The sequence below is a fragment of the Ralstonia flatus genome, from assembly GCF_958439105.1.
GTDB lineage: Bacteria > Pseudomonadota > Gammaproteobacteria > Burkholderiales > Burkholderiaceae > Ralstonia > Ralstonia flatus.
This window is the reverse complement of sequence record NZ_CAUDLI010000002.1, coordinates 497805-519665: the sequence shown is the minus strand read 5'-3', so window position 1 is coordinate 519665 and position 21861 is coordinate 497805. Positions and strand designations below refer to the sequence as shown.

At 65.4% G+C, this 21861-nt stretch carries 21 protein-coding genes; 8 read left to right on the top strand and 13 right to left on the bottom strand.

The window, feature by feature from the left end:
* On the bottom strand, positions 1-564 hold the full coding sequence (locus R2676_RS06040) for a YbhB/YbcL family Raf kinase inhibitor-like protein (protein WP_206273631.1): 564 nt from the start codon (positions 562-564) through the stop codon (positions 1-3).
* 178 nt (positions 565-742) lie between these two features.
* Here R2676_RS06040 and R2676_RS06035 point away from each other — a divergent pair, with 178 nt between their 5' ends.
* Positions 743-1303: a YggT family protein gene (locus R2676_RS06035; RefSeq protein WP_027679262.1), complete on the top strand. Its 561-nt coding sequence runs from the start codon at positions 743-745 to the stop codon at positions 1301-1303.
* A 72-nt stretch (positions 1304-1375) separates the two neighbouring features.
* Positions 1376-1558 (top strand): glycine zipper 2TM domain-containing protein, encoded by a 183-nt coding sequence (locus R2676_RS06030; protein WP_027679263.1) that lies wholly within the window; start codon positions 1376-1378, stop codon positions 1556-1558.
* A 40-nt stretch (positions 1559-1598) separates the two neighbouring features.
* On the opposite strand, the gene R2676_RS06025 is transcribed toward R2676_RS06030, so the two are convergent.
* Positions 1599-2585: a GlxA family transcriptional regulator gene (locus R2676_RS06025; protein WP_206273632.1), complete on the bottom strand. Its 987-nt coding sequence runs from the start codon at positions 2583-2585 to the stop codon at positions 1599-1601.
* Between the two features lie 134 nt (positions 2586-2719).
* Between R2676_RS06025 and R2676_RS06020 the strand changes: the two genes are divergently transcribed.
* A complete protein-coding gene (locus R2676_RS06020) occupies positions 2720-3379 on the top strand; it encodes a cysteine hydrolase family protein (RefSeq protein WP_027679265.1) in 660 nt (219 codons plus the stop codon).
* Between the two features lie 4 nt (positions 3380-3383).
* Here the strand turns inward: R2676_RS06020 and R2676_RS06015 are convergent, their stop codons facing one another.
* Positions 3384-3914, bottom strand: a complete 531-nt coding sequence (locus R2676_RS06015; RefSeq protein WP_206273633.1) for a hypothetical protein — start codon at positions 3912-3914, stop codon at positions 3384-3386.
* Between the two features lie 301 nt (positions 3915-4215).
* Here R2676_RS06015 and R2676_RS06010 point away from each other — a divergent pair, with 301 nt between their 5' ends.
* Complete coding sequence (locus R2676_RS06010; RefSeq protein ID WP_206273634.1) at positions 4216-6000, top strand: IlvD/Edd family dehydratase; 1785 nt, start codon at positions 4216-4218, stop codon at positions 5998-6000.
* 21 nt (positions 6001-6021) lie between these two features.
* Here R2676_RS06010 and R2676_RS06005 read toward each other — a convergent pair whose 3' ends face one another.
* Both R2676_RS06005 and R2676_RS06000 read right to left on the bottom strand, forming a co-directional pair.
* Positions 6022-7038, bottom strand: a complete 1017-nt coding sequence (locus R2676_RS06005) for a LacI family DNA-binding transcriptional regulator (RefSeq protein WP_316856804.1) — start codon at positions 7036-7038, stop codon at positions 6022-6024.
* An 86-nt stretch (positions 7039-7124) separates the two neighbouring features.
* A complete protein-coding gene (locus tag R2676_RS06000) occupies positions 7125-7880 on the bottom strand; it encodes an IclR family transcriptional regulator (protein ID WP_206273636.1) in 756 nt (251 codons plus the stop codon).
* Positions 7881-8019: 139 nt separating this feature from the next.
* Between R2676_RS06000 and R2676_RS05995 the strand changes: the two genes are divergently transcribed.
* Positions 8020-9204 (top strand): fumarylacetoacetate hydrolase family protein, encoded by a 1185-nt coding sequence (locus R2676_RS05995; RefSeq protein ID WP_206273637.1) that lies wholly within the window; start codon positions 8020-8022, stop codon positions 9202-9204.
* On the opposite strand, the gene R2676_RS05990 is transcribed toward R2676_RS05995, so the two are convergent.
* The 5 genes from R2676_RS05990 to xylF all read right to left on the bottom strand — a co-directional run bounded on the left by R2676_RS05990 (position 9195) and on the right by xylF (position 14803).
* On the bottom strand, positions 9195-10100 hold the full coding sequence (locus tag R2676_RS05990; protein ID WP_206273638.1) for an SMP-30/gluconolactonase/LRE family protein: 906 nt from the start codon (positions 10098-10100) through the stop codon (positions 9195-9197). The genes R2676_RS05995 and R2676_RS05990 overlap by 10 nt on opposite strands.
* Complete coding sequence (locus R2676_RS05985) at positions 10097-10864, bottom strand: SDR family NAD(P)-dependent oxidoreductase (protein WP_206273639.1); 768 nt, start codon at positions 10862-10864, stop codon at positions 10097-10099. The genes R2676_RS05990 and R2676_RS05985 overlap by 4 nt, the downstream gene beginning before the upstream one ends.
* A 46-nt stretch (positions 10865-10910) precedes the next feature.
* Positions 10911-12113 (bottom strand): sugar ABC transporter permease, encoded by a 1203-nt coding sequence (locus R2676_RS05980; RefSeq protein WP_206273640.1) that lies wholly within the window; start codon positions 12111-12113, stop codon positions 10911-10913.
* The gene (xylG, locus tag R2676_RS05975; protein WP_206273641.1) at positions 12110-13693 is read right to left on the bottom strand and encodes a D-xylose ABC transporter ATP-binding protein; all 1584 of its coding nucleotides are present in this window, start codon (positions 13691-13693) and stop codon (positions 12110-12112) included. The genes R2676_RS05980 and xylG overlap by 4 nt, the downstream gene beginning before the upstream one ends.
* An 81-nt stretch (positions 13694-13774) precedes the next feature.
* A complete protein-coding gene (gene xylF, locus R2676_RS05970; protein ID WP_027679277.1) occupies positions 13775-14803 on the bottom strand; it encodes a D-xylose ABC transporter substrate-binding protein in 1029 nt (342 codons plus the stop codon).
* Positions 14804-15073: 270 nt separating this feature from the next.
* Here xylF and R2676_RS05965 point away from each other — a divergent pair, with 270 nt between their 5' ends.
* Positions 15074-16297: a XylR family transcriptional regulator gene (locus R2676_RS05965; protein WP_104610882.1), complete on the top strand. Its 1224-nt coding sequence runs from the start codon at positions 15074-15076 to the stop codon at positions 16295-16297.
* Positions 16294-17376, top strand: coding sequence for an aldose epimerase family protein (locus R2676_RS05960; protein ID WP_206273642.1), 1083 nt, complete (start codon positions 16294-16296; stop codon positions 17374-17376). Before R2676_RS05965 ends, R2676_RS05960 begins: the two co-directional genes overlap by 4 nt.
* Before the next feature lie 27 nt (positions 17377-17403).
* On the opposite strand, the gene R2676_RS05955 is transcribed toward R2676_RS05960, so the two are convergent.
* Entirely contained in the window at positions 17404-18831 is a 1428-nt protein-coding gene (locus tag R2676_RS05955) for a nucleobase:cation symporter-2 family protein (protein WP_206273643.1), read from the bottom strand.
* Positions 18832-19136: 305 nt separating this feature from the next.
* Between R2676_RS05955 and R2676_RS05950 the strand changes: the two genes are divergently transcribed.
* A complete protein-coding gene (locus tag R2676_RS05950) occupies positions 19137-20228 on the top strand; it encodes an MBL fold metallo-hydrolase (protein WP_206273644.1) in 1092 nt (363 codons plus the stop codon).
* A 68-nt stretch (positions 20229-20296) separates the two neighbouring features.
* On the opposite strand, the gene R2676_RS05945 is transcribed toward R2676_RS05950, so the two are convergent.
* Both R2676_RS05945 and R2676_RS05940 read right to left on the bottom strand, forming a co-directional pair.
* Positions 20297-21058, bottom strand: coding sequence for an RNA polymerase sigma factor FliA (locus R2676_RS05945; protein WP_027679301.1), 762 nt, complete (start codon positions 21056-21058; stop codon positions 20297-20299).
* A gap of 8 nt (positions 21059-21066) precedes the next feature.
* Positions 21067-21849 carry a MinD/ParA family ATP-binding protein gene (locus R2676_RS05940; RefSeq protein ID WP_206273645.1) on the bottom strand — a complete coding sequence of 261 codons (783 nt, stop codon included), beginning with the start codon at positions 21847-21849 and terminating at the stop codon, positions 21067-21069.
* Positions 21850-21861 lie beyond the last annotated feature (12 nt).

Below are 21861 nucleotides of genomic sequence, written 5' to 3'. Positions count from 1 at the left end.
TCAGAAGTTGCCGAAGCGGCCAATCCAGGCGGCGGCGCCTTTGCTATGCCCCTTGATGGCTGCGTCGAGTTCAGCCCGCGTCAGCCCATTGGGCAGCGCGTCCGGCGCCAGATCCGTGGCGATCAGCACAAAGACGTAGTGGTGCATGCCGGTGCCCTTGGGCGGACACGGCCCGAGATACGCCGGCTTGCCGATGGCGTTCTGGCCCATGCGCAGCGCGCTGTCGGTGCCGGCGCCTTCCGGCAGGCTCGTCTGCGTGGCCGGGATGCCGTACGCCATCCAGTGGTTCACGCCCAGGCCGCCCGCGCCCTGCGGGTCGGTGGCAATCAGCACGAGGCTGTGGGTGCCGGCCGGGACGTTGGACCAGTGCAGCGGCGGCGAGACGTTGTCGCCCGTGCAATTGGCATTGGCGGGGTTCTTCCCGGCGTACTTGCGGTCCATGACGCCGTTGTCGGCAAAGGCAGGCGATTCCACGGTGAACGTGGTGTCGGCCTGCGCATGCACATGCGGCACGGCAGACAGGCACGCCAGCGACAACAACGCGCGAAACAAGGTGGGTTTCAAGGCAGGTCTCCTCACAGGGAAAACGGCGAACGGGCACCACAATACGCGAATGCGCCGCCGCTGCGCAGAGACACCGGCGCACAGATCCCCGTCAGATTGCCGTGCGACAATACCGCGCCCCAGCACGCGCGTTTTGCCGCGCGCTTTTGCCTGACCTGACCATAGGAGAACCGGACGCATGTTCGGCGATATCACGCGTTTTCTGCTCGACACGATCTTCTCGCTCTTTGGCGCGGCGCTGCTGCTGCGCGCGTGGACGCAAGCGGTGCGGCTGTCACCGCGCAACCCGCTGTCGCAGGCCATCTTCCAGCTGACCGGCTGGCTGGTGCACCCGCTGCGCCGGGTGATTCCGGCCACGGGCTATATCGACTGGTCGTCGCTGGTGGCGGCTTACCTCACGGCGCTTGTGTATCTCTTCCTGCTGCTGGCATCGGTTGGCTTGAGCCCGATTGCGCTTGTGCCGATGGGCTTTGTGGCCGCGCTGTTCACCGTGCTCAAGTGGGCGTTCAACGTGCTGGTGTGGGTCACCATTGCGTCGGCCGTGCTGTCGTGGATGGGCCCGGCATCGCCCATGGGCGCCGTGCTCAACACGCTGGTCGACCCGCTCTTGCGCCCGATCCGCCGCGTGGTGCCGCCGCTGGGCGGGCGGCTCGATCTGTCTCCGCTGATCCTGCTGGTGATCGCGCAGGTGATCGTGATCGCGCTGTCGCATCTTTCGCTGTCACCGCTGTTCATGTGAGCGCGGCACGCGCTTTGCTCGACTGAGGGATATGCCGGCCACTGCATCTGGCCGGCGACTCAGGAGGACATCATGAATGCATGGAAGACAGCGCTGATATGCGCACTTGCCGCGCTGGCGCCCACGCTCACGGCGTGTACGGCCGGCGGCGCGGTGGCAGGCGGTGTGGCCGGCCACGAAATGACGCACAGCACAGCGGGGACGATCGGGGGTGCCGCAGCCGGCGCCGTCATCGGCCACGAGCTGAGCAAGTAAGCAACACACCACAGCGGCTGACCAGCCGCTTTTTTTCTTTTCAGGCTTGCGCAAACAAGGCGCGGTAGGCGCTGGGCGACGTGTGATACGTCCGGCTGAAATGCTGCCGCAGCGACACCGCGCTGCCGAACCCCGCCAGTTGCGCAATCGCCTCGACAGGCTGGCGCGTGGTCTCCAGCATGCGCTGCGCATAGGCCAGACGCTGCCCCAGCAACCATTGACCGACGGTGGTTCCCGTCAGCTCACGAAAGCGCCGCGTGAAATTGCGCCGGCTCATGGCCGCGCGCTCGGCGAGCGAGTCCAGCGAGTGTGGCTCCGCAAGGTTGGCCACCGTCCAGTTCAGCAGATCCGACAGGCGATCGCCACCGGGGGCATCGTGCAGCGGTTGCTCGATGTATTGCGCCTGGCCGCCCTGCCGGTGCGGCGCAACCACCAGCCGCCGTGCAATGCGGTTGGCCACCTCTGCACCATGCCAACGGCGCACCAGGTGCAGGCAGCAATCCAGCCCGGCGGCCGTGCCTGCGGACGTCACCAGACGGCCCTCGGCAGCGTCCAGATAGAGCACATCCGGCACAAGCTTTACGCGCGGGTAGCGCTGCGAGAACGCATCGGCGGCGCTCCAATGCGTGGTCGCCTCATGGCCGTCGAGCACGCCTGCTTCGGCCAGCACAAACGCGCCCAGGCACAGGCCGACCACGGTGGCACCGCGCGCATAGGCATCGCCCACCGCATTCACCATCGCCGCCGGCGGCCGCTCGTCCGTATCACGCCATGACGGCACGATCAGCACGTCGGCGCGGGCGGCATCTTCGAGCGTGAACTCCGTCTGCACGGCAAAGCCGGCTGTGGTGCGCAGGCCGCCCTTCCTCGCGGGCTCGCCGGCGCAGATCCGCAGGTGGTAGGACGGCAGCCCTGCCCAGACGCGGTCTTCAAACACAAGACACGGCACGGACAGGTGAAACGGGCTGATGTCGTTAAAGGCTAGAACGGCGATTTTCCGGGGATGCTGAGATGGCTGGGCTTGCATACGGGCTCCGCGCTTTGGCCCGATCCTTTCGATAAACGTCTTTCGGGCCACTGTCGGGAAGGATAGTCATCCGCGAAGATGCTGTCCACGGGCTCACGCAAATGCCCGATCCAACCGACCTTGAGGAGTCAGCCATGACTACGAACAACACCCCGAAGCGCGCCCTGATCGTCATCGATGTGCAGAACGAATATTTCACCGGCGGCCTGCCGATCGAGTATCCGGACCCGCAGCAGACCGTCGCCAACATCGGTGTCGCCATGGATGCGGCCCGCGAGGCGGGCATTCCGGTGATCGTCGTGCAGCAGACCTCGCCGGCCAGCTCGCCGCTTTTTGCCATCGACACCGACGGCTGGCAATTGCACCCCGTGGTGGCGTCGCGCCCGCATGACCACTATCTGCGCAAGCTGCTGCCGAGCGCCTATCCGGAGACGGACCTGGCGCAATGGCTGGAAGCGCGTGGCATCGATACACTCACCGTGGTCGGCTACATGACGCACAACTGCGATGCATCCACGATCAATCACGCCCTGCACAACGGCACGGCGGTGGAGTTTCTGCACGACGCATCAGGCGCGGTGCCGTATCAGAACCAGGCCGGCTTTGCGAGCGCGGAAGAGATCCACCGTGTGTTCAGCGTGGTGCTGCAATCGCGCTTCGCGGCGGTCATGTCGACACAGGAATGGGTGCACAGCGTGAAGACCGGTGCGGTGCCGGTGCGCGACAACATCTACAAGTCGAATCAGCGGGCGCGGGGGCTGCTCAAGGACGGGGTGGCGCAGCAGGCTGCGTGACCGTTCAGCCGGCCGCGGGCTCCTCGGCCGGCAAAAACCCACGGAACGACACTTCCACCTGCTCCACCATCGACGCCGATGTGGCTTCGCGCAGGGCCGCCAGCAGCGCATCGAACGCGCTTTCCACGGAAGCGCGGTCGGTGGCCTCCACCAGGCGCTGGCGGATCGGATGCTCGGCCGAGCTGAATGTGCGCGCCGCAATGTCCATGAGGTACATGCGCGCCGCCGCCAGCGAACGCTTGCGCGCCGGTGCAGCCGGCTTGGGCGTCTCGGGCTGCGGCTCGGCCACCTGAACGAAGACGGACTCGCCGGCAACAGCGGTTGCGCTCTGAATGAAGCCTGCCTGCACCAGCTCGAACACGGCCTGGGCTCCCAGGCCGAGCTGGCCGGCACGTACAGCGAGGTCCTCGCCCGTGACTTGGCCATCGACCATGATGAGCAGCGCGCGGCTTGAGCGGCTGAGCACGCCGCCGCGCGTGGCGATTTCACGTCGCCCCGCGTCAGTCTTTTCGAATCGTGCAGATAACGCCTGCATGGCAGCCCCCGTCCTTCCCCCGAAGATCGGCCCAACATAGGGCGCGTTGTTTGCAGAATCGTGAAACCGCAAGCCCTCCCCCACCAGCCGGGGGAGCGGCAAACGCTTGCGCTCAGGCAGGTGTCAGCAAATCCAAACACCCTCTCCGAAAGCAGGGCTGACAACACGCGCTATTGCCTGCGCCTTCTTCCGGCTCTACCATGCGTTGTTACCGGTATCAAAATTGCGTCACAGGCTTCCGGAAAGCGCCACACCGATTCCCCGCAGAGGGAACCGCCCACCACATAACAACCGAGACACCATGCCCGCCCAACCTCCACGCCGACTGCGCAGCCAGCTCTGGTTCGACGACCCGAGCCACGCAGACATGACCGCCCTCTACGTCGAACGCTTCATGAACTACGGCCTGACGCGCGAAGAGTTGCAGTCCGGCCGGCCGATCATCGGCATCGCGCAGACGGGAAGCGACCTCGCGCCGTGCAACCGGCACCACATCGAGCTGGCGCAGCGTGTGAAGGCCGGCATACGCGACGCGGGCGGCATTCCGATGGAGTTTCCGGTTCACCCGCTGGCCGAGCAGAGCCGCCGCCCGACTGCCGCGCTCGATCGCAATCTGGCCTATCTCGGTCTGGTCGAGATCCTCCACGGCTTCCCGCTCGACGGCGTTGTGCTGACCACCGGGTGCGACAAGACCACGCCCGCCTGCCTGATGGCCGCCGCCACGGTGGACCTGCCGGCCATCGTCCTGTCTGGCGGGCCGATGCTGGACGGCTGGCACGAAGGCAAACGGGTCGGCTCCGGCACCGTCATCTGGCATGCGCGCAACCGGCTGGCTGCCGGCGACATCGACTACGAAGGCTTCATGGAGCTGACCACCGCGTCGTCGCCGTCGATCGGCCACTGCAACACGATGGGCACCGCGCTGTCGATGAATAGCCTAGCCGAGGCGCTGGGCATGTCGCTGCCCGGGTGCGCCAGCATTCCGGCGGCGTATCGCGAGCGCGGGCAGATGGCCTATGCCACCGGCAAGCGCATCGTCGACCTCGTGCGTGAAGACATCCGCCCCTCGACGATCATGACGCGCGCGGCGTTCGAGAACGCCATCATGGTGGCTTCGGCGCTTGGCGCGTCGACCAACTGCCCGCCGCACCTCATCGCAATCGCGCGCCACATGGGCGTGGAACTCAGCCTCGAAGACTGGCAGCGCCACGGAGAATCGGTGCCGCTGCTGGTGAACTGCATGCCGGCCGGCGAATATCTGGGGGAGAGCTTCCACCGCTCGGGCGGCGTGCCCGCCGTGCTGCGCCAGTTGGACGCGGGCGGGTTGCTGCGGCGCGATTGCCTCACCGTATCTGGCCGCACGATCGGCGCGATTGCCGATGCCGCCCCCGACGCCGACCGCGATGTCATCTTCCCTGTGGACGCGCCGCTCAAGCATCGTGCGGGCTTCATCGTGCTGTCGGGCAACTTCTTTGACAGCGCCATCATGAAGATGTCGGTGGTAGGCGAGGCATTCCGGCAGACCTACCTGAGCGAACCGGGCGCGGAGAATGTTTTCGATACGCGCGCGATCGTCTTCGATGGCCCAGAGGACTATCACGCCCGCATCAACGATCCGGCGCTGGCGATCGACGAGCGCTGCATCCTCGTCATCCGCGGCTGCGGAACGGTCGGTTATCCGGGCAGCGCGGAGGTCGTCAACATGGCGCCACCGGCGGCACTGGTCAAGCAGGGGATCGAATCGCTGCCGTGCATGGGCGATGGCCGGCAGAGCGGCACCTCGGCGAGTCCGTCCATTTTGAACATGTCGCCCGAGGCGGCGGCGGGTGGCGGCCTGGCGCTCCTGCGCACGGGCGATCGCATCCGTGTGGACCTCAACGCCCGCAAGGTCGATGTGCTGGTCGATGCGGAAGAGCTTGAGCGCCGGCGTGAAACCGCAACGTTCAGCGTGCCGCAGTCGCAAACGCCTTGGCAGGAAATCTATCGGCAGTTTGTCGGGCAGCTTTCGACGGGCGGATGCCTGGAGCCGGCAACCCTGTATCTGAACGTGATCGAGACGCGCGGCAATCCACGGCACTCGCATTGACGCTGCGTATAAAGCCGCCGGCTATGCGCTCTCGCGCTCGACCACGCTGAAGTCGATGCGCGAGAGCTTGGGTGCGCCCGTGGCCTCGCCAACGCCGAGCGCATCGAGCAAGACCTCGCCCGTGCGCAGGCCGATGCCATAGGCATCGACGGAAATCGTCGTGATGGTCGGATGGCAGCACCACGCGACTTCAAAGTTGCCGAAGCCCGCAACGGCGATGTCGCCGGGCACCGACATGCCGCGCCGGTGGCATTCCATGATGGCGCCAAATGCGGACATGTCGCTCACGCACATCACGGCATCGGTATCGGGCCACGCTTCCAGCAAAGCGGCCATCGCGGGGCCACCGTGGCTCATCGTGATGGGCGATTCGCCCAGGCGGATCACACGCGGCTCACCCAGGCCAAGCGCCTTGATTCCGCTTAGGTATCCACGCATGCGGTCGGTGCCGCGCCGGTCCAGTTCGCTTGCGCCGCACAGGAAGCCGATGCGCCGGTAGCCCCGTTCGTGCAGGTGATGCACCATCGCGAGCGATGCCTTGGCGTTCGAGAACCCCACCGCCCTGTCGATCGGGCGCTCAGGCAGATCCCACATCTCGACGATCGGGATGCCGGCGCGCTCCAGCAACGCACGCGTGCCTGCACTGTGGTGGCGCCCCGTCAAGGCAATGCCGCGCGGCTGATGGCGCAGCAGCGACTTCACCAGCGCCTCTTCCTGATCGAGGTGGTAGTCGGTATCACCCAGCAGCAGTTGCAGGCCATGCGGCGCAAGCGCATCGGTCAGCCCGCGCACGGTGTCGGCAAAGTTGGAACTCGCCAGCGATGGCACCAGCGCAGCGACGAATTCCGATCGGCCGCTGGACAGCATCCCGGCCGCGGCCGTGGCAACGTAGCCGAGCGCGTCGATGGCCTCTTGCACGCGCGCGCGGGTTTCGGGCGACACGCTGCCGCCTGCCAGCACCCGTGACACGGTCATCTTCGACACGCCGGCAACGCGCGCAACATCGGCCATGCGAGGGGGTGTGGTGCCGGTGGTCATGAGAAACGCCTACGCGCCAAAGGAAAAGAGGAAAGAAAAAAGAGGAGTGGCGATCATAGCGGAACCGGCCACGCAGCAGCCCGCCGCTATGCCTGCCCGAGCGCGCGGCCGATGCGGTCCGCCATGCCTGCAACACCGACGACGAGGCGCTTCTCCCGGCGGGCGTCCAGTCGGCTGACGGGCACGCTGGAACTCACCGCAACGCGTTTTCCCAGCGGCGTCACACCCACAAACGCCGCAAAGCAGGCCAGCCCCGCCACCACCTCCTCGCGCTCCGTCGCCAGGCCCCGCACGCGAATGCGCTCAAGCTCATCGAGCAAATCGGCACGGCGCGTGGTGGTGTGCTCCGTCATGGCGGCAAGACGCGCCGGCAGCAGCGCACACACCGCTTCGTCATCGAGGCTCGCCAGCAGCGCCTTGCCAAGCGCGCAGCAATGGGCCGGCAGGCGCAGGCCAACATCCGATACCAGGCGAACGGGCCGCGGCGCATCCTCCCGGGCGATATAGACGACCTCCGTGCCGTCGAGCACGGCAAGCTGCACGACTTCGTTGTGCGTGGCAACGAAGGCGGCGGATTCGCGCCGGAACGCGGCCAGCAAGCTGTCGTGGCGGAAATAGGCGTTGCCCAGCTCAAACAACGTCAAGCCGATCAGGTAGCCGTCGGCCCGCTTTTCAATCCAGCGGCGCTTTTCGAGCGACTCCAGCAGCAGGTACAACGTGCTTCTAGACATGCCCGTCGCCTGCGCCAACACCGCTGGCCGCACAGGAGACGTCGCCGCGCAAAGTATCTCCAGCACGTCATGAATGCGCTTGAGCGCCGGCACCTCATAGTCTGTCTTCACTGGAAACCTGCCCCGTTCATGAGTGGCTCGATTGTCCAACAGGTTGGAAATTGCGTCACGCTGTTGGACACCCTGCATCGCCGTCTCTACGATCACGCGGGTTCCCCGGCAACAGGGGTGTCCTACTCACGGAGTGCACATGACCGACATCGCCAACTACTTGCCGCACGATCTTGAGCACGCAACGCTCGTCGGTCGGGTGTGGCGCACAACGGCCAACGGCGAGGGGCCATCCGTCGTGGTGGTACGCAACGGTGTCGTTTTCGACATCACGGAAGCGGTGCCGACCGTGTCGGACCTGTTCGAGCATCCTGACGCACTGGCCATCGCCCGGCAGGCACCCGGGGAAAACCTGGGCCGCGTCGAAGCGCTCGTCGAACGTTCCTTGGCCGCCGATCGTGCAGGCAACGCGCCCACCCTGCTCGCCCCGAATGACTTGCAGGCGATCAAGGCGTGCGGCGTGACGTTCGCCGTCAGCCTGATCGAACGTGTGATCGAAGAACAGGCCGGCGGCGACCCGGCCAAGGCCCGCGACGTGCGCGAATCCATTGTCGGCGTGGTGGGCTCCGACCTCTCGAAGATCAAGCCCGGCTCCGATGCGGCCATGCGGCTCAAGGAAGAACTGCAGCGCCGTGGCGCGTGGTCGCAATACATGGAAGTCGGCATCGGCCCCGATGCAGAAGTGTTTTCCAAATCGCAGCCGATGTCGGCAGTCGGGTTCGGCGCCGATGTGGGCCTGCATCCGGCCTCGCGCTGGAACAACCCGGAGCCGGAGATCGTGCTGGCGGTCAGCGGCGCCGGGCATGTCGTGGGAGCGGCGCTGGGCAACGACGTGAATCTGCGCGACATCGAGGGGCGCTCGGCGCTGCTGCTGGGCAAATGCAAGGACAACAACGGCTCCTGCGCCATCGGCCCGTTTGTGCGCCTGTTTGACGAGCACTTCACGATCGACACGATTCGCACGACGCAGGTATCGCTGCGCGTTGAGGGCGCTGACGACGGCTTCGTGCTCGACGGCGTGAGCCATATGAGCGAGATCAGCCGTGACCCGCTCGACCTCGTCGCGCAAACCTGTGGGCCGCACCATCAGTATCCGGACGGCTTCATGCTGTTCCTCGGCACGATGTTCTCGCCGATCAAGGACCGCGACGCGCCGGGCGCCGGCTTTACGCATCACCTCGGCGACCGCGTGACGATCAGCGCCCCGCCCCTCGGCGCGCTGGTCAACACGGTCCGCCTGTCGACGGAGATCGCACCGTGGACGTTCGGTGTCCGCGCGCTGTATCGCAACCTGGCAGCGCGCGGGCTCGTCCGTCAGGATTGATCGGGCTTCGCTGCGGAAACGTCCACGGCACATTCCGTGGATGGGAGCCCCTTGACCGGCGCGCGAAACATAAACAAGCCGCCCGCAAGCGGCTCCTTCTGCAACGCCTCGTCCGTCAGGCCCTTTCGTGCGGTGGTTGCATAGACGGTCTGCAAATCATCGCCGCCGAACGCGAGCTTGGTGATGTTGGAACACGGAAAGGCGACGCGCCCGACGCATCGGCCGTCGGGTGAGAACCGCTCGATCCGGCCTCCGCCAAACAACGCGATCCACACGCACCCTTCTTCATCGACAGCCATGCCGTCGGGGTAACCGGTGCCGTCGATGTTGGTGAAGACGCGCTTGCGTTCGAGGCTGCCGTCGTCACCGAGATCGAAGGCGTAGACCACACGCTGCAAGGTATCTGTGTGATACAGCGTGCGGCCGTCCGGGCTCACGGTCGGGCCATTCGTGATGACGTAGCCCGAATCGCGCACGCTTAACCGGCCTTCCCGACCGACGCGGTAGAGCTGCCCGCTCGCCTCGCGCTCCGCATCGTCCATCGAGCCGAACCACAGCGCCCCGGTGCGATCGATATAGCCGTCGTTCAGGCGGTTTCCCGGCCGATCGGTCTCGACGGGCAGCATGCGGCTGAAGATGCCGCTTGCGAAATCGAACCGGTAGAGACCGCCCTGCAGCCCGCAGACCCAGCTGCCGTCAACGCTGGGCAGCGCAAAGCCGATCTGGCCGGGCGCGACCCAGCTGCGGCGCACATCGGTATCCGGGTCATAGCGATAGAGCCGCCGGCCCTTGATGTCGACAAAGACCACGCAGCGCGACGCGGCGTGCCACACCGCGCCTTCACCCAGCGTTGCGCCAACGCGCCAGACGCATTCCGGAATGATGGGTGCCATCATCCGCCGTACCACCCGGCATCGACAAAGTACTCGCGGGCCGTGCAGCGCGCGGCGTCGTCCGACGCAAGAAACAGCGCCATGCGCGCCACGTGTTCCGGCTCGACGCGCTCATGCAGGCATTGCTCGCCCAGCAGCTTGGCTTCGCTTTCGGGGGATTGCCAGAGCGCCATCTGACGCGGCGTGCGCACTGCGCCGGGCACGATGCAATTGACGCGAATGCCGAACCCGCCAAGATCGCGCGCCAGGCCGCGCGTCAGGCCTTCAATGCCGGCCTTGGCCGTCATGTAGATGGCGAGGTCCGGCTGGGCGAGGTGCCACGAGATCGACCCGAGGTTCAGGATCACGCCGCGCCCTTGCTTCTTCATGCTGGGCAACACGGCTTGCGCGCAGAAAAACTGGTGGCGCAGGTTCACCTCGATGCGGTTGTCCCAATAGGCCGGCGTCACGGTTCCGATCCGATGGCGGTCATCGTTCGCGGCGTTGTTGATCAGGACGTCGATGGGGCCGGTGTCGGCCTCGATGGCCGCGAACGTGGCGTTAAGCGCGTCGATATCGCGCAAGTCGCAGTGGCGGAAGACAGGCGGATACACGCATTTGCCCAGCGATGTCGCCAGCGCTTCTGAGTCAGCCCGCGCGATATCCAGAAACGTCACGCGCGCGCCCTGTTTCGCGAAGCCTTCGACGATGGCCGCACCAATGCCGCTTCCCCCGCCGGTGATCACAACGTTCTTGTTAACGAGGCTCGGATAAATCGCATAAGACATAGGAGATTCCATTGACTGCAAAGGAGATAAAACGTGTAGCGCAGCCTCAGCGGCGGCCAGAGCGCGAGATGACATCGACCCAGACGGCCAGCACGAGGATCCCGCCCTTGACGATCATCTGCCAGTAGGCGTCGACGTCGAGCATCGACATGCCGTTGTCGAGGCTGGCCATGACGAGCGCACCGACCAGCGCGCCGTAGACCGTGCCTGCGCCGCCGCGCATGGACGTGCCGCCGATGAAGCAGGCCGCAATGGCATCCAGCTCGCCCATGGTTCCGGCGGAGGGCGAACCGGCAGCAAGACGCGCCGTATTGACGATGCCGGCAAACGCGCACATCAGGCCCATGAGCCCGAAGATGGCAAGCTTCACGCGATCGGTGTTGATGCCGGACAGGCGCGTGGCCTCAAGGTTTGAACCGACGGAATAGATACGGCGGCCGAACACCGTCTGGCTGGCGATCCAAGAAAAAATACCGAGCAGCGCCAGCACGAGCAGAACCGGCACCGGAATGCCGCCATAGCTGTTGAGCGTGGCGACAAACGCGACGATGACCAGACCCGCCACAATCAGCTTGGCGACGTCCTGCCAGAGCGGTGCAACGTCGAGTTCATAACGGCGATGTTCACGCCGCTGCCGGTTCACCACGAAGATCAACAGGCAGAAGATCAGCACCGCCATCAGGTCGCCCACGTGGCGCGGCAGGTAGCCCTGGCCGATCAGCACGAAGCTGTCCGACACCGGCGCGATCGTCGAGCCATGCGTCAGGCCGAGCAGGATGCCGCGATACGCCAGCATGCCGCCCAGGCCGACAATGAAGGACGGCACGCCCCGGTAGGTCGACCACCATCCGTTGAACAGGCCCATGCCCACGCCGAGCAGCAGCACCACGGGCACCGTCGCCGTGATCGGCCAGCCCAGTCCTTGGTCCAGGATGGCCGCCACGCCGCCGAGCAGACCGAGCAGCGATCCGACCGAAAGATCGATCTCGCCCGCGATGATGACGAACACCATCCCGCAGGCCAGCATCCCCGTGATCGACATCTGGCGCAGCAGGTTGGACAGATTGCGCGGCGAGGTAAAGGCGCCGTTGGTCAGCATCGAAAAAAACAGCCAGATCGCGGCCACGGCAATCAGCAACGCCAGGATCTTGTAGCGTGCGAACAGTTGCCTCAGGCGCTGGCTTGCCTTGAACGTTTTGCGCGAATCGCCGACCCCGCCGGCGGCTTGTGGGCTGGTTTGAGAAGTCATGCGTGACCTGCCTGATGGAAAGTGGGTGCGTGCCCGGGTGTGTGCCCGGGTGTGTGCCGGACGGGCTGAATGGCGGCGGTCAAAATGTGTTCCTGCGTCAGTCCGTCGTTCACGAAATCGCCGCGCAGTTCACCCTCGCCGATCACGAGCACGCGGTCTGAAATGCCAAGCACTTCGGGCAGCTCCGACGAAATCACGATGATGGCCATGCCACGCTTAGCCAAGTCACCGATCAGCTTGTAGATCTCGTACTTGGCGCCGACGTCCACGCCACGGGTTGGCTCATCCAGAATCAGGACGCGCGGCTCCGTGAGCAACATGCGAGTGAGGACCGCCTTCTGCTGATTGCCGCCCGACAGGCTGGCAATCGGCAGCATCGGATGCGCGGCACGCACGGCAAGGCGCCGCATCTCCTTGCGGATCGTGTCGAGTTCGGCCGCGCCGTCGATGCGACCGAGACGCGCGAAACGCTGAAGGACGGCCAGCGTGATGTTGTGCCCGACGCTCATCAGCGAGACGATGCCGTGACGCTTGCGGTCTTCCGGCACCATGGCGATGCCCGCACGAATGGCATCGAGCGGCGCGCGGATTTTCAACGGCTTTCCGTCCAGGACGAGGTCCGCCTCACTGGCACCTTCATACGCGCCAAACACGGCCTGCATCAGCTCGGTGCGCCCTGCACCGACCAGCCCCGCCACCCCAAGAATTTCGCCGCGCCGCACCGCAAAGGACACGCCGTCGACCCGCTTGCGCGCCGGGTTGTTGACGTCGTAGCACGTCACGTTGCGCGCCTCGAACACCACCTCGCCGATGGGATGCGGTTCACGTGGGAACAGCTGCGTAATTTCGCGCCCGACCATCTGCGCGATGATGCGGTCCGTGGTGAGCGCATCCATCGGCGCAGTCGACACATGGCGGCCGTCGCGGATGACGGTGACCGTGTCGCACACCGCCTCCACCTCGTCGAGCTTGTGCGAGATGTAGACGCACGCAATGCCGCGCGCTTTCAGGTCGCGCACGATGTCGAGCAGGATGCGCGTCTCCGCCGCCGTGAGCGATGACGACGGCTCATCCAGGATCAGCAGCTTGGCGCGCTTGTTCAGCGCCTTGGCAATTTCAATCAGCTGCTGGTGGCCGCCGCCGTAGTGCATCACGGGCAGCGCCACGTTGATGCCCTGGATGTTCAGGTCGCGCAGCAGCTTGTCGGCGCCCTGGTACATGGCCGCGTAGTTCATGCGACCGCCTGGCAGCGTGATTTCGTTGCCCAGGTAGATGTTCTCGGCCACCGACAATTCCGGCACCAGCATCAGTTCCTGATGGATGATGACGATGCCAGCGCGCTCGGTGTCGCGAATACCACTGGCGTGGAGCGGCTGCCCCTCCCAAAGGATTTCGCCATCCCAGGTGCCCGTCGGGTAGACGCCCGAAAGCACCTTCATGAGCGTCGACTTTCCGGCGCCGTTCTCGCCGCACAGGCCAACACACTCGCCCGGCTTCACGACCAGGTTGATACCGTCCAGCGCCTTCACACCGTCGAACGTCTTGACGATGCCGCGCATCTGCAACAGAGGTTCAGACATGCCCCGTCCTTGAGGTACGAACGCGGCCGGCGATGCAGCGTTGGCTCATCGCCGGCACAAAGCGGTCCTGACTGCGGGACCTTACTGGCCGCCGATCTGCGCCTGCGTGTAGAAGCCGTCTTTCACCACCAGGTTGACGTTGTCCTTCGTGAGCTGGGTGGGCTGCAGCAGCACCGTGTCGACCTTCTTCTTGCCGTTGTCGTACTGCGCGTTGTACTTCGGCTTGTCGCCCTTGGCGAGCGCCACCGAAAGCTGCGCGGCCTCGGTGGCAATCAGCTTGAGCGGCTTGTAGACCGTCATCGTCTGCGTGCCGGCAATCACGCGCTTGACGGCGGCAAGGTCGGCATCCTGCCCCGACACCGGCACCTTGCCGGCCAGCTTCTGCGCAGCCAGCGCCTGGATCGCGCCACCGGCCGTGCCGTCGTTGGAGGCGACCACGGCATCGATCTTGTTGTTGTTCGCGGTCAGCGCGTTTTCAACGATACCCAGCGCCGCAGAGGCGCTCCACTCCGGCACCCATTGCGAGCCGACGACCTTGATGTCGCCGCGGTCGATGGCCGGCTGCAGCACCTTCAGCTGGCCCTGCCGCAGCATCTTCGCGTTGTTGTCCGTGGGCGCGCCGCCCAGCAGGAAGTAATTGCCTTTCGGACGCACGTTGTAGACGCCCTGCGCTTGCAGCTCGCCCACCTTCTCGTTGTCGAACGAAATGTAGGCATCAACGTCGGCATCGAGAATCAGGCGGTCATACGACACCACCTTGATGCCGGCCTTCTTGGCTTCGGCCACCACGTTGGTCAGCGCCTTGGAGTTGAACGGCACGATGACGATTACGTCGACACCGCGCGAGATCAGGTTCTCGATCTGCGAGATCTGGCGTTGCTCGCTGGCGTCCGCCGATTGCACCGACACCTTGGCACCCAGCTTTTCCGCCGCTGCGACAAAGTAATCGCGATCACGCGACCACCGCTCCACGCGCAGGTCGTCGATACAGAAGCCAATTTCCGGATGCGCCTTGCTCGCGTGCGCCAGCGGCGCGGCCATCGACAGGCTGGCGAGCACTGCACCGCAAAAGGCGGCCCTCAGAACACAACGGCGTTGGTTCGATTTCATGTCTCACTCCATCTTCTTTTGTTGGTGGGTAGCGACGTGGCGTCTGCTGCGCCGCAATAGATTTCGGCCGGCTCGACGGCAGTCGCATGGTGCATGCGCCGCCTTGGCACCGGCAATTACGAAATTGCCCAACCGCCCTAACATTTCTTGCCACCCGGCGGGCATCGTCTGACAGCGCCGCATGCAGCCCATAGAATGTGCGGGCGAGCGGCACGCCCCAGCACCGCCGCCGTATGGCAAACCCCTGCCACCGCGAGCGCCCAACAGCCCATGCATCGTCAATTGCCCGATCCATCGCAGCACGCGCGGATTCATCGCATTGCGCTGCTGTTCAACGCCAACAAGGTGTACGACCGCGAGATCATCGCGGGCATTGGCGACTACATGCGCTCCACCCGCGTGACGTGGGACCTGTTTCTGGAAGAGGACTTCCGCTGCCGCCTGCCCGGCATCGAGCGCTTTGACGGCGACGGCATCATTGCGGATTTCGACGACCCCGCCGTCGCCGAAGCACTGCGCGGTTGCCCGCTACCGGTGGTGGCCGTCGGCTCTTCGTATGAAGACCCGGCGCACTACCCCGCAAAGGAGCCTTATGTCGCCACGGACAACGGCAAGCTGGTCGCGCTGGCCTACCGGCACCTGATCGAAGCCGGCCTGCAGCACTTTGCGCTGTACAGCCTGCCCCAGGCGCCGGAAAACCGCTGGGCACAGCAGCGCGAACTGGCCTTTACGCGCTTGCGCCGGCAGGACAATCCCGCCGCGCCCGTTGACCAGGAGATTTACCGGGGCCTATCGACCAGCGCACCGACCTGGCATCAGGCGATCAGCCAGTTGATCGAATGGCTGCGCGGCTTGCCCAAGCCCATCGGCATCATCGCCGTAACGGATGCGCGGGCGCGGCATCTGCTGCAAGCCTGCATGACGGCAGGGTTCGCCGTACCGGAAGAGATCGCCATCATCGGCATCGACAACGATCCGCTCACGCGCACGCTGAGCCGCATCCCGTTGTCATCGGTCATTCAGGGCACCGTGGAGATGGGGCGCACCGCCGCACATCTGCTGCACCAGATGCTGGGCGGCGCGCGCCTGGCAGGTCGGCAGATTCTCGTGCCACCCGTGGGCATCAATGTGCTGGCGTCGTCCCGGCACCAGCCGCTTGCCAGCCCGTATGTCATGCGGGCGCGGCACTTCATTCGGCAATACGCCTGCCAAGGGATCAAGACCGAGCAAGTCGCGGACTACGTCGGTATCTCGCGGTCATCGCTCGAAGAACACTTTCGTCGTGAATTGAATTGCACCGTGCACCAGGAAATCCTTCGCCATAAGCTCGACGCGGCCAAGCACATGCTGGCCAGCCGTGATGTCGCCACCGCCGAGGTGGCGGTGCGCTGCGGCTTTACCTCCCCGCAATACATGCATGCCGTATTCCGCCGTGAGCTGGATTGCACGCCGCGCGAATACCAGGAACGCGCCATCGCAGAGGGCCAATCATGAGCATCGCGCCCGCGCTCTCCGCACACGTGCCGCTCGACGGCGCCATCTCGTCGGTAACGTGGGGGCACTTGCCGGACGGTGAGCCGGTTCGGCTGTTCACGCTGCGCAATGCCTCGGGCATGCGCGTTTCCATCAGCGATCTGGGGGCGACGCTCGTCTCCTGGCAGGCGCCGGATCGCAGCGGGCGTCTGGGCGAGATTCTGCTCAACCATGCGACGCCTGCCGCCTACCTTGAATCGGGCGGCTATCTTGGCGGCTTGATCGGACGCTGGGCGAACCGGATTGCCGGCGCGCGCTTTACGCTCGACGGCATCGACTACGCGCTCGACCGCAACGAGGGCGGCAACCTGCTGCACGGCGGCGCGAGCGGTTTTCATCGGGCGCTATGGGACGCCGAAGATCAGGACGGCGCACTGGTCATGCGGCTCACGTCTCCGGAAGGCGATGCCGGATTCCCCGGCAATGTCGCCGTGCAGGTTCGCTATGCGCTAGACGACGATGGCACGCTGTCGATCGACTACGAAGCCCGCACCGATGCGCCCACGCCAATCAACCTGACCAGCCATGGGTATTTCAACCTGAGCGGCAGACCCGGCACCGACATCCGTGGCCACATCCTGTCGATCGATGCGGATGCCTTTCTGGAAGTCGATGCCAAGCTGATCCCGACGCGAGCAATGAACGTCGCGGGCACGGCATTCGACTTTCGGCAGGGGGCGCCCATTGGCGCGCGGCTGGACTGGCCCAACGCGCAGTTGGCGCAGGCCGGCGGGTTCGACCACTGCTTCGTCCTGCGCAATACGGCACCGGACGATCGCCCGCATGTGCGCCCGGTCGCGCGGCTGTATGAACCCGGCAGCGGCCGCGAATTGACCGTGCTGACCGATCAGCGCGGGCTTCAGTTCTATTCAGGCCACATGCTGGCAGGCACGCACGCGCAACGCAGCGGCTTGTGTCTGGAAGCCAGCGCGTTTCCAAACCAGGTCAACATGCCCGATGCAGAAGCGGTCATGCTGCGCCCGGGCCAGGTCTATCGGCAGCACACCGCATACCGCGTCTCGGTTGCCGGAGAAACCTGAACCGCGTTGAAGCGCGGCGTTGGATGTTCAATGCGCGGCTGCGGCCGCACCGTGCATGACTTCGTGCGAGCCGCGGATGCCGTTGAACCAGGCGTTCAGCACCACGGCCACCAGCGTGCCCATCACGATGCCGCTGTGGGTGATGGGGCGCGTCCAGTCCGGGAAGTGATGGAAGAAGGCCGGCGCCAGCGTCGGCATCATGCCAAAGCCGACCGACACCGCGATGATCAGCAGGTTATGGCGCTGCTGCTGGAAATCGACCATGCCCAGCATGCGGATACCGGCTGCGGCCACCATGCCGAACATCACGATGCCCGCCCCGCCCAGCACGTATTGCGGCACCGATGCCACCACGTACGACAGCTTCGGAAACAGCCCCAGCACGATCAGCAGCACCCCGCCGGCCGCCGCCACATAGCGCGAGCGCACGCCCGTGATCGACACCAGCCCGATGTTCTGCGAGAACGACGTATGCGGGAACGTGTTGAACACCCCCGCCACCACCGTCGCCAGACCATCGGCACGCAGGCCGTTGGTCAGTTCATTGCGCGAGATGGGCTTGCCGACCACGTGCGCCAGCGCGAGGAACATGCCGGTCGACTCCACCAGCGTGATCACGATCACGATGCACATCGAGATGATGGCCGACAGTTCGAACTTCGGCATGCCGAAGTAGAACGGCGTCACCAGCGTCATCAGCGGAGCGGCGCTCGCGTCGGCCAGCGACACCTTGCCGAACGCCGCCGCCACCAGCGTGCCCGTCACGATGCCCAGCAGCACGGCGATGTTGCACAGCAATGCGTTGCCGAACTTGGTCAGCAGCAGGATCGTCACCAGCACAAGCGCGGCAATGGCCAGGCCGAACGGATCGCCAAACGCGGGGTTCGGCACCATGTGTTTCACGCCGTCCACCACCTGCGGAATCATCTGCTGGCCGCCCGCGGCCCAGTTGATCCCGACGCTCAGCAGCGAAAAACCGATCAGCATGATGACCGTGCCCGTCACCACGCGCGGGAAGAGGCCCAGCAGCCGCCCCATCAGCGGCGCAACGGCAATGCCGAACACGCCGGAAACGATCGACGCCCCGAAGATGCCGGGCAGCCCCATGCCGGGCTCCACACCGATGGCGATCATGGGCGCAACTGCCGCAAACGTGACTCCCATCATGACCGGCAGGCGGATCCCGAAAATCAGGAAACCGAGCGATTGGATCAACGTGCCGATCCCAGCCGCAAACAGGTCGCAATTAACGAGATACGAGAGATCGCTCTTCGACAGGCCGAGCGCATTGCCGACAATCAGCGGCACGGCAATCGCCCCGGCGTACATCACCAGCAGGTGCTGCAGGCCAAGCGCAAACAGGCGCGGCAATGGCAGAAACTCGTTGACGGGATCGGCAACGGCGCCGGTGATTGTCGACGAAGAGGGCGAGGGTTGGCCGGGGGATTGGCGCATTGTCTGTCTCCTGGGGCCGCCCCCGTGTCAATGCCGGGAGCGTGCTTTAGACGGATGGGGCGGGTTCCATTCGCCAGCATTCATGCGGCGTGATGCCGCGTATTTGCCGGAATCTTGGAGGGGCGCCATTTTTCTGTCAACAATTCCATACGTTTTTTGTGTACATATTTTGCGTTCTGAAATGCAGGTGCGCGATGGGTGACTTCCCGGGTCGCGTCCACCTGCCCCGGCACCGGAAATCAGAGATTCCTTGATACTGACGTGGTCCTTCTCATCTCCGTGCTTCGCTGACCCGCTCCGATGCCATGAAGAATCCCGACTACAACCCCGCCAAACCGCACCACACGCCGGACGGATTCCGCAACCGCTATCCGCACCCGCGCCCCGACGCCGATTTCTGGCAATGGCAACGGGAGCGTCGCCGCCTGAAGCTGCCCAAGCCGCCCACGCAAGACCTCTCCTGCATCGCGCCCAACCTCGGCGCCATCCATCAGCCGCCCGCGCTGCCGCAACTGACCTGGATCGGCCACGAAACGCTGCTGCTGCAGATCGATGGGCTGAATGTGCTGACCGACCCCGTGTTCTCCAAGCGCGCCTCGCCGCTGCCGTTTGCGGGGCCGCGCCGCCATCAACCGCCAGGGCTGTCGCTCAAGCAGTTACCGCATATCGACCTGGTGCTGATCTCGCACAACCATTACGACCACCTCGACCGCGCCAGCGTGCGTGCGCTGATGCGCCAGCCCGGCGGCGCGCCGATGTTTTTCGTGCCGCTGGGCATCGACCGCTGGTTTGCGCGCAACGTGCGCGGCACACGCCTTGCCGGTGACAACTCCAACGTGCGCGCATTCGACTGGGACGACGAGGCACGATTCGGCCCCTTCACCGCGCACTTCTGCGCCGTGCAGCACTGGTCCGCACGCGGCCTGTACGACCGCAACCGGACGCTGTGGGGCAGTTGGGCGCTGCTGCATCCGCACCTGCGCTTCTGGTTCTCGGGCGATCTGGGCTATTCGCAAGACACGCGCGACATCGGGGCGCGCTTCGGCCACTTCGATGTGGCGGCCATTGCCGTGGGCGCCTACGAGCCGCGCTGGTTCATGAAGGCGCAGCACATCGACCCCGCCGAAGCCGTGCAGGTCATGCAAGACATCGGTGCCCGGCAGGCCGTGGGCATTCACTGGGGCACGTTCGAGCTGACGGACGAAGCGCTGGACCAGCCCATCACCGACCTAGCCCACGCGCTGAAGGCCGCCAACGTGCCCGCCGAGCGCTTCCTTCTGTTCAAGCACGGCGAGACCCGCGTGTGGGATGCCGCCGCCTCGCGGCTCGTGACCGATGTGACCGACGTGCCCAAAGAAAAAGCGCGGCCGCGAGATGACTCGCTGGCCGCGCAGTAAGAAACTGGCAGGTCAGGCACAGACCCGGCGTCGCTCGCCATTGGCAGCGGCGCCCGGTTGATATCGGATCAGGTCGGCGTCGGCAGCCATGCGCGATCGCGCAGGCGCGAGCGGATGCGGGCAATCGCCTGGCTGTGGATCTGGCACACGCGCGATTCCGACACGCCCATCACGGCGCCGATTTCACGCAGGTTCAGATCCTGCTCGTAGTAGAGGCTCATCATCAGCTTTTCGCGCTCGGGCAGTGCCTCGATGGCAGCCACAACGGATTCGCGCAGGTCGTGGTCCAGCAGCTGGTCCAGCGGCGTGGCGTCGTTCTCGGGCGCGCGGTTCTCGATGAAGGCGTCGGCGTCTTCGCGGTCGAAATCTTCGTAATACAGCAGCTGGCTGCCTTGCAGGTCGACCAGTTGCTTCTGGTATTCGGCCAGCGACATGCCCAGCGCTGCGGCAATCTCGGTTTCCGTGGGGGCACGGCCCTTTTGCTGCTGGAGCTTCTGGATCGCCTGCTCGATCGTGCGTGCATTGCGGCGCAGGCCACGCGGCAGCCAGTCCGAGCCGCGCAATTCGTCCAGGATCGCGCCGCGGATCCGCTGGGCCGCGTAGAACTCGAACTGCACGCCCTGCGTTTCCTCGTAGCGCGACAGCGCATCGAGCAAGCCCATCATGCCGGCCTGGATCAGGTCGTCCAGCTCAACGCTGGCCGGCAGCTTGACCATCATCTGGTTGGCAATGCGACGCACCAGGGGTGCGTACGTGGCCATCTCGTCGGACTTGGTCTTGCGACCGGTTGCGGTGTACATATCCATGCCTGCCTTTGACGCTTCGTTCATGCTGCGCCTCAATAAACCAATTCGGCCGCGCGTGCGGTGGCGCCGGGTGTCGCTGTCGATACCGACATTGACCTTGCGTGCGCCGATTCATCTGCCGGCGCCTCAGCCGGTGCCCGCGCCGACATGACCACCCGTGACGGCGCACTGCCATCACCGGCTTGGGCCTCGGCGCTGGCCCAGCTCAACATTTCTTCGGCAAGCTGGCGGAAGGCCATGGCCGAAGGCGATGCGGGAAACGCACTCGCCACGGGCTTGCCGAGCGAGAGCGCGAGTTCTACGTGCCGGTCCTCGGGGAGGTAGCCGGCGAAATCGATCCGGGTGTTCAGGTACTGGCCCACGGTGTTGGCCAGGTTGCCGAACACGCGCACGGCGGAATCCACCGAATGCGCGCCGCACACCACGGTGCGGATGCCGGCGCCGCCTTGCAGCACGGCGGTTTTCTTGAGCAGCGTGTACGCGCTCTTGATGCCTTCCGGGCCATCCGCGAAGGTCAGCAGCACGTCGTCGCACGCTTCTGCCACGGTGCCCAGCGCCCGGGTGCCGAAATGCGCGGCCACGAGCGTCACATCCGCCGTCTCGTCGTGCTGTTCGAGCACGCCGGCCATGGCCAGCACGGTCTGCGCGCTCACCACGGCGGTATCGCGGCCCATGCCGGACAGCGCAATGCGCAGGTTGTCGACAAAATCATCGACCTGCTCTTCCGCGCCGACCACGAGCACGCGGCGGGCAGCGGCATGACCGAGCATGCGCCGCAGCCCTGCGGCTTGATCCTTGGCGAATGGCGTCGTCATGGTCGCCCCCTT

Coding starts and splice junctions, on each gene's coding strand:
- R2676_RS06035 (WP_027679262.1), top strand. CDS start 743: ATGTTCGGCGATATCACGCGTTTTCTGCTCGACACGATCTTCTCGCTC.
- R2676_RS06010 (WP_206273634.1), top strand. CDS start 4,216: ATGCCCGCCCAACCTCCACGCCGACTGCGCAGCCAGCTCTGGTTCGAC.
- R2676_RS06020 (WP_027679265.1), top strand. CDS start 2,720: ATGACTACGAACAACACCCCGAAGCGCGCCCTGATCGTCATCGATGTG.
- R2676_RS06030 (WP_027679263.1), top strand. CDS start 1,376: ATGAATGCATGGAAGACAGCGCTGATATGCGCACTTGCCGCGCTGGCG.
- R2676_RS05980 (WP_206273640.1), bottom strand. CDS start 12,113: ATGACTTCTCAAACCAGCCCACAAGCCGCCGGCGGGGTCGGCGATTCG.
- R2676_RS05960 (WP_206273642.1), top strand. CDS start 16,294: ATGAGCATCGCGCCCGCGCTCTCCGCACACGTGCCGCTCGACGGCGCC.
- R2676_RS06005 (WP_316856804.1), bottom strand. CDS start 7,038: ATGACCACCGGCACCACACCCCCTCGCATGGCCGATGTTGCGCGCGTT.
- R2676_RS05940 (WP_206273645.1), bottom strand. CDS start 21,849: ATGACGACGCCATTCGCCAAGGATCAAGCCGCAGGGCTGCGGCGCATG.
- xylF (WP_027679277.1), bottom strand. CDS start 14,803: ATGAAATCGAACCAACGCCGTTGTGTTCTGAGGGCCGCCTTTTGCGGT.
- xylG (WP_206273641.1), bottom strand. CDS start 13,693: ATGTCTGAACCTCTGTTGCAGATGCGCGGCATCGTCAAGACGTTCGAC.
- R2676_RS05965 (WP_104610882.1), top strand. CDS start 15,074: ATGCATCGTCAATTGCCCGATCCATCGCAGCACGCGCGGATTCATCGC.
- R2676_RS06025 (WP_206273632.1), bottom strand. CDS start 2,585: ATGCAAGCCCAGCCATCTCAGCATCCCCGGAAAATCGCCGTTCTAGCC.
- R2676_RS05985 (WP_206273639.1), bottom strand. CDS start 10,864: ATGTCTTATGCGATTTATCCGAGCCTCGTTAACAAGAACGTTGTGATC.
- R2676_RS05945 (WP_027679301.1), bottom strand. CDS start 21,058: ATGAACGAAGCGTCAAAGGCAGGCATGGATATGTACACCGCAACCGGT.
- R2676_RS05995 (WP_206273637.1), top strand. CDS start 8,020: ATGACCGACATCGCCAACTACTTGCCGCACGATCTTGAGCACGCAACG.
- R2676_RS06015 (WP_206273633.1), bottom strand. CDS start 3,914: ATGCAGGCGTTATCTGCACGATTCGAAAAGACTGACGCGGGGCGACGT.
- R2676_RS05950 (WP_206273644.1), top strand. CDS start 19,137: ATGAAGAATCCCGACTACAACCCCGCCAAACCGCACCACACGCCGGAC.
- R2676_RS05990 (WP_206273638.1), bottom strand. CDS start 10,100: ATGATGGCACCCATCATTCCGGAATGCGTCTGGCGCGTTGGCGCAACG.
- R2676_RS05955 (WP_206273643.1), bottom strand. CDS start 18,831: ATGCGCCAATCCCCCGGCCAACCCTCGCCCTCTTCGTCGACAATCACC.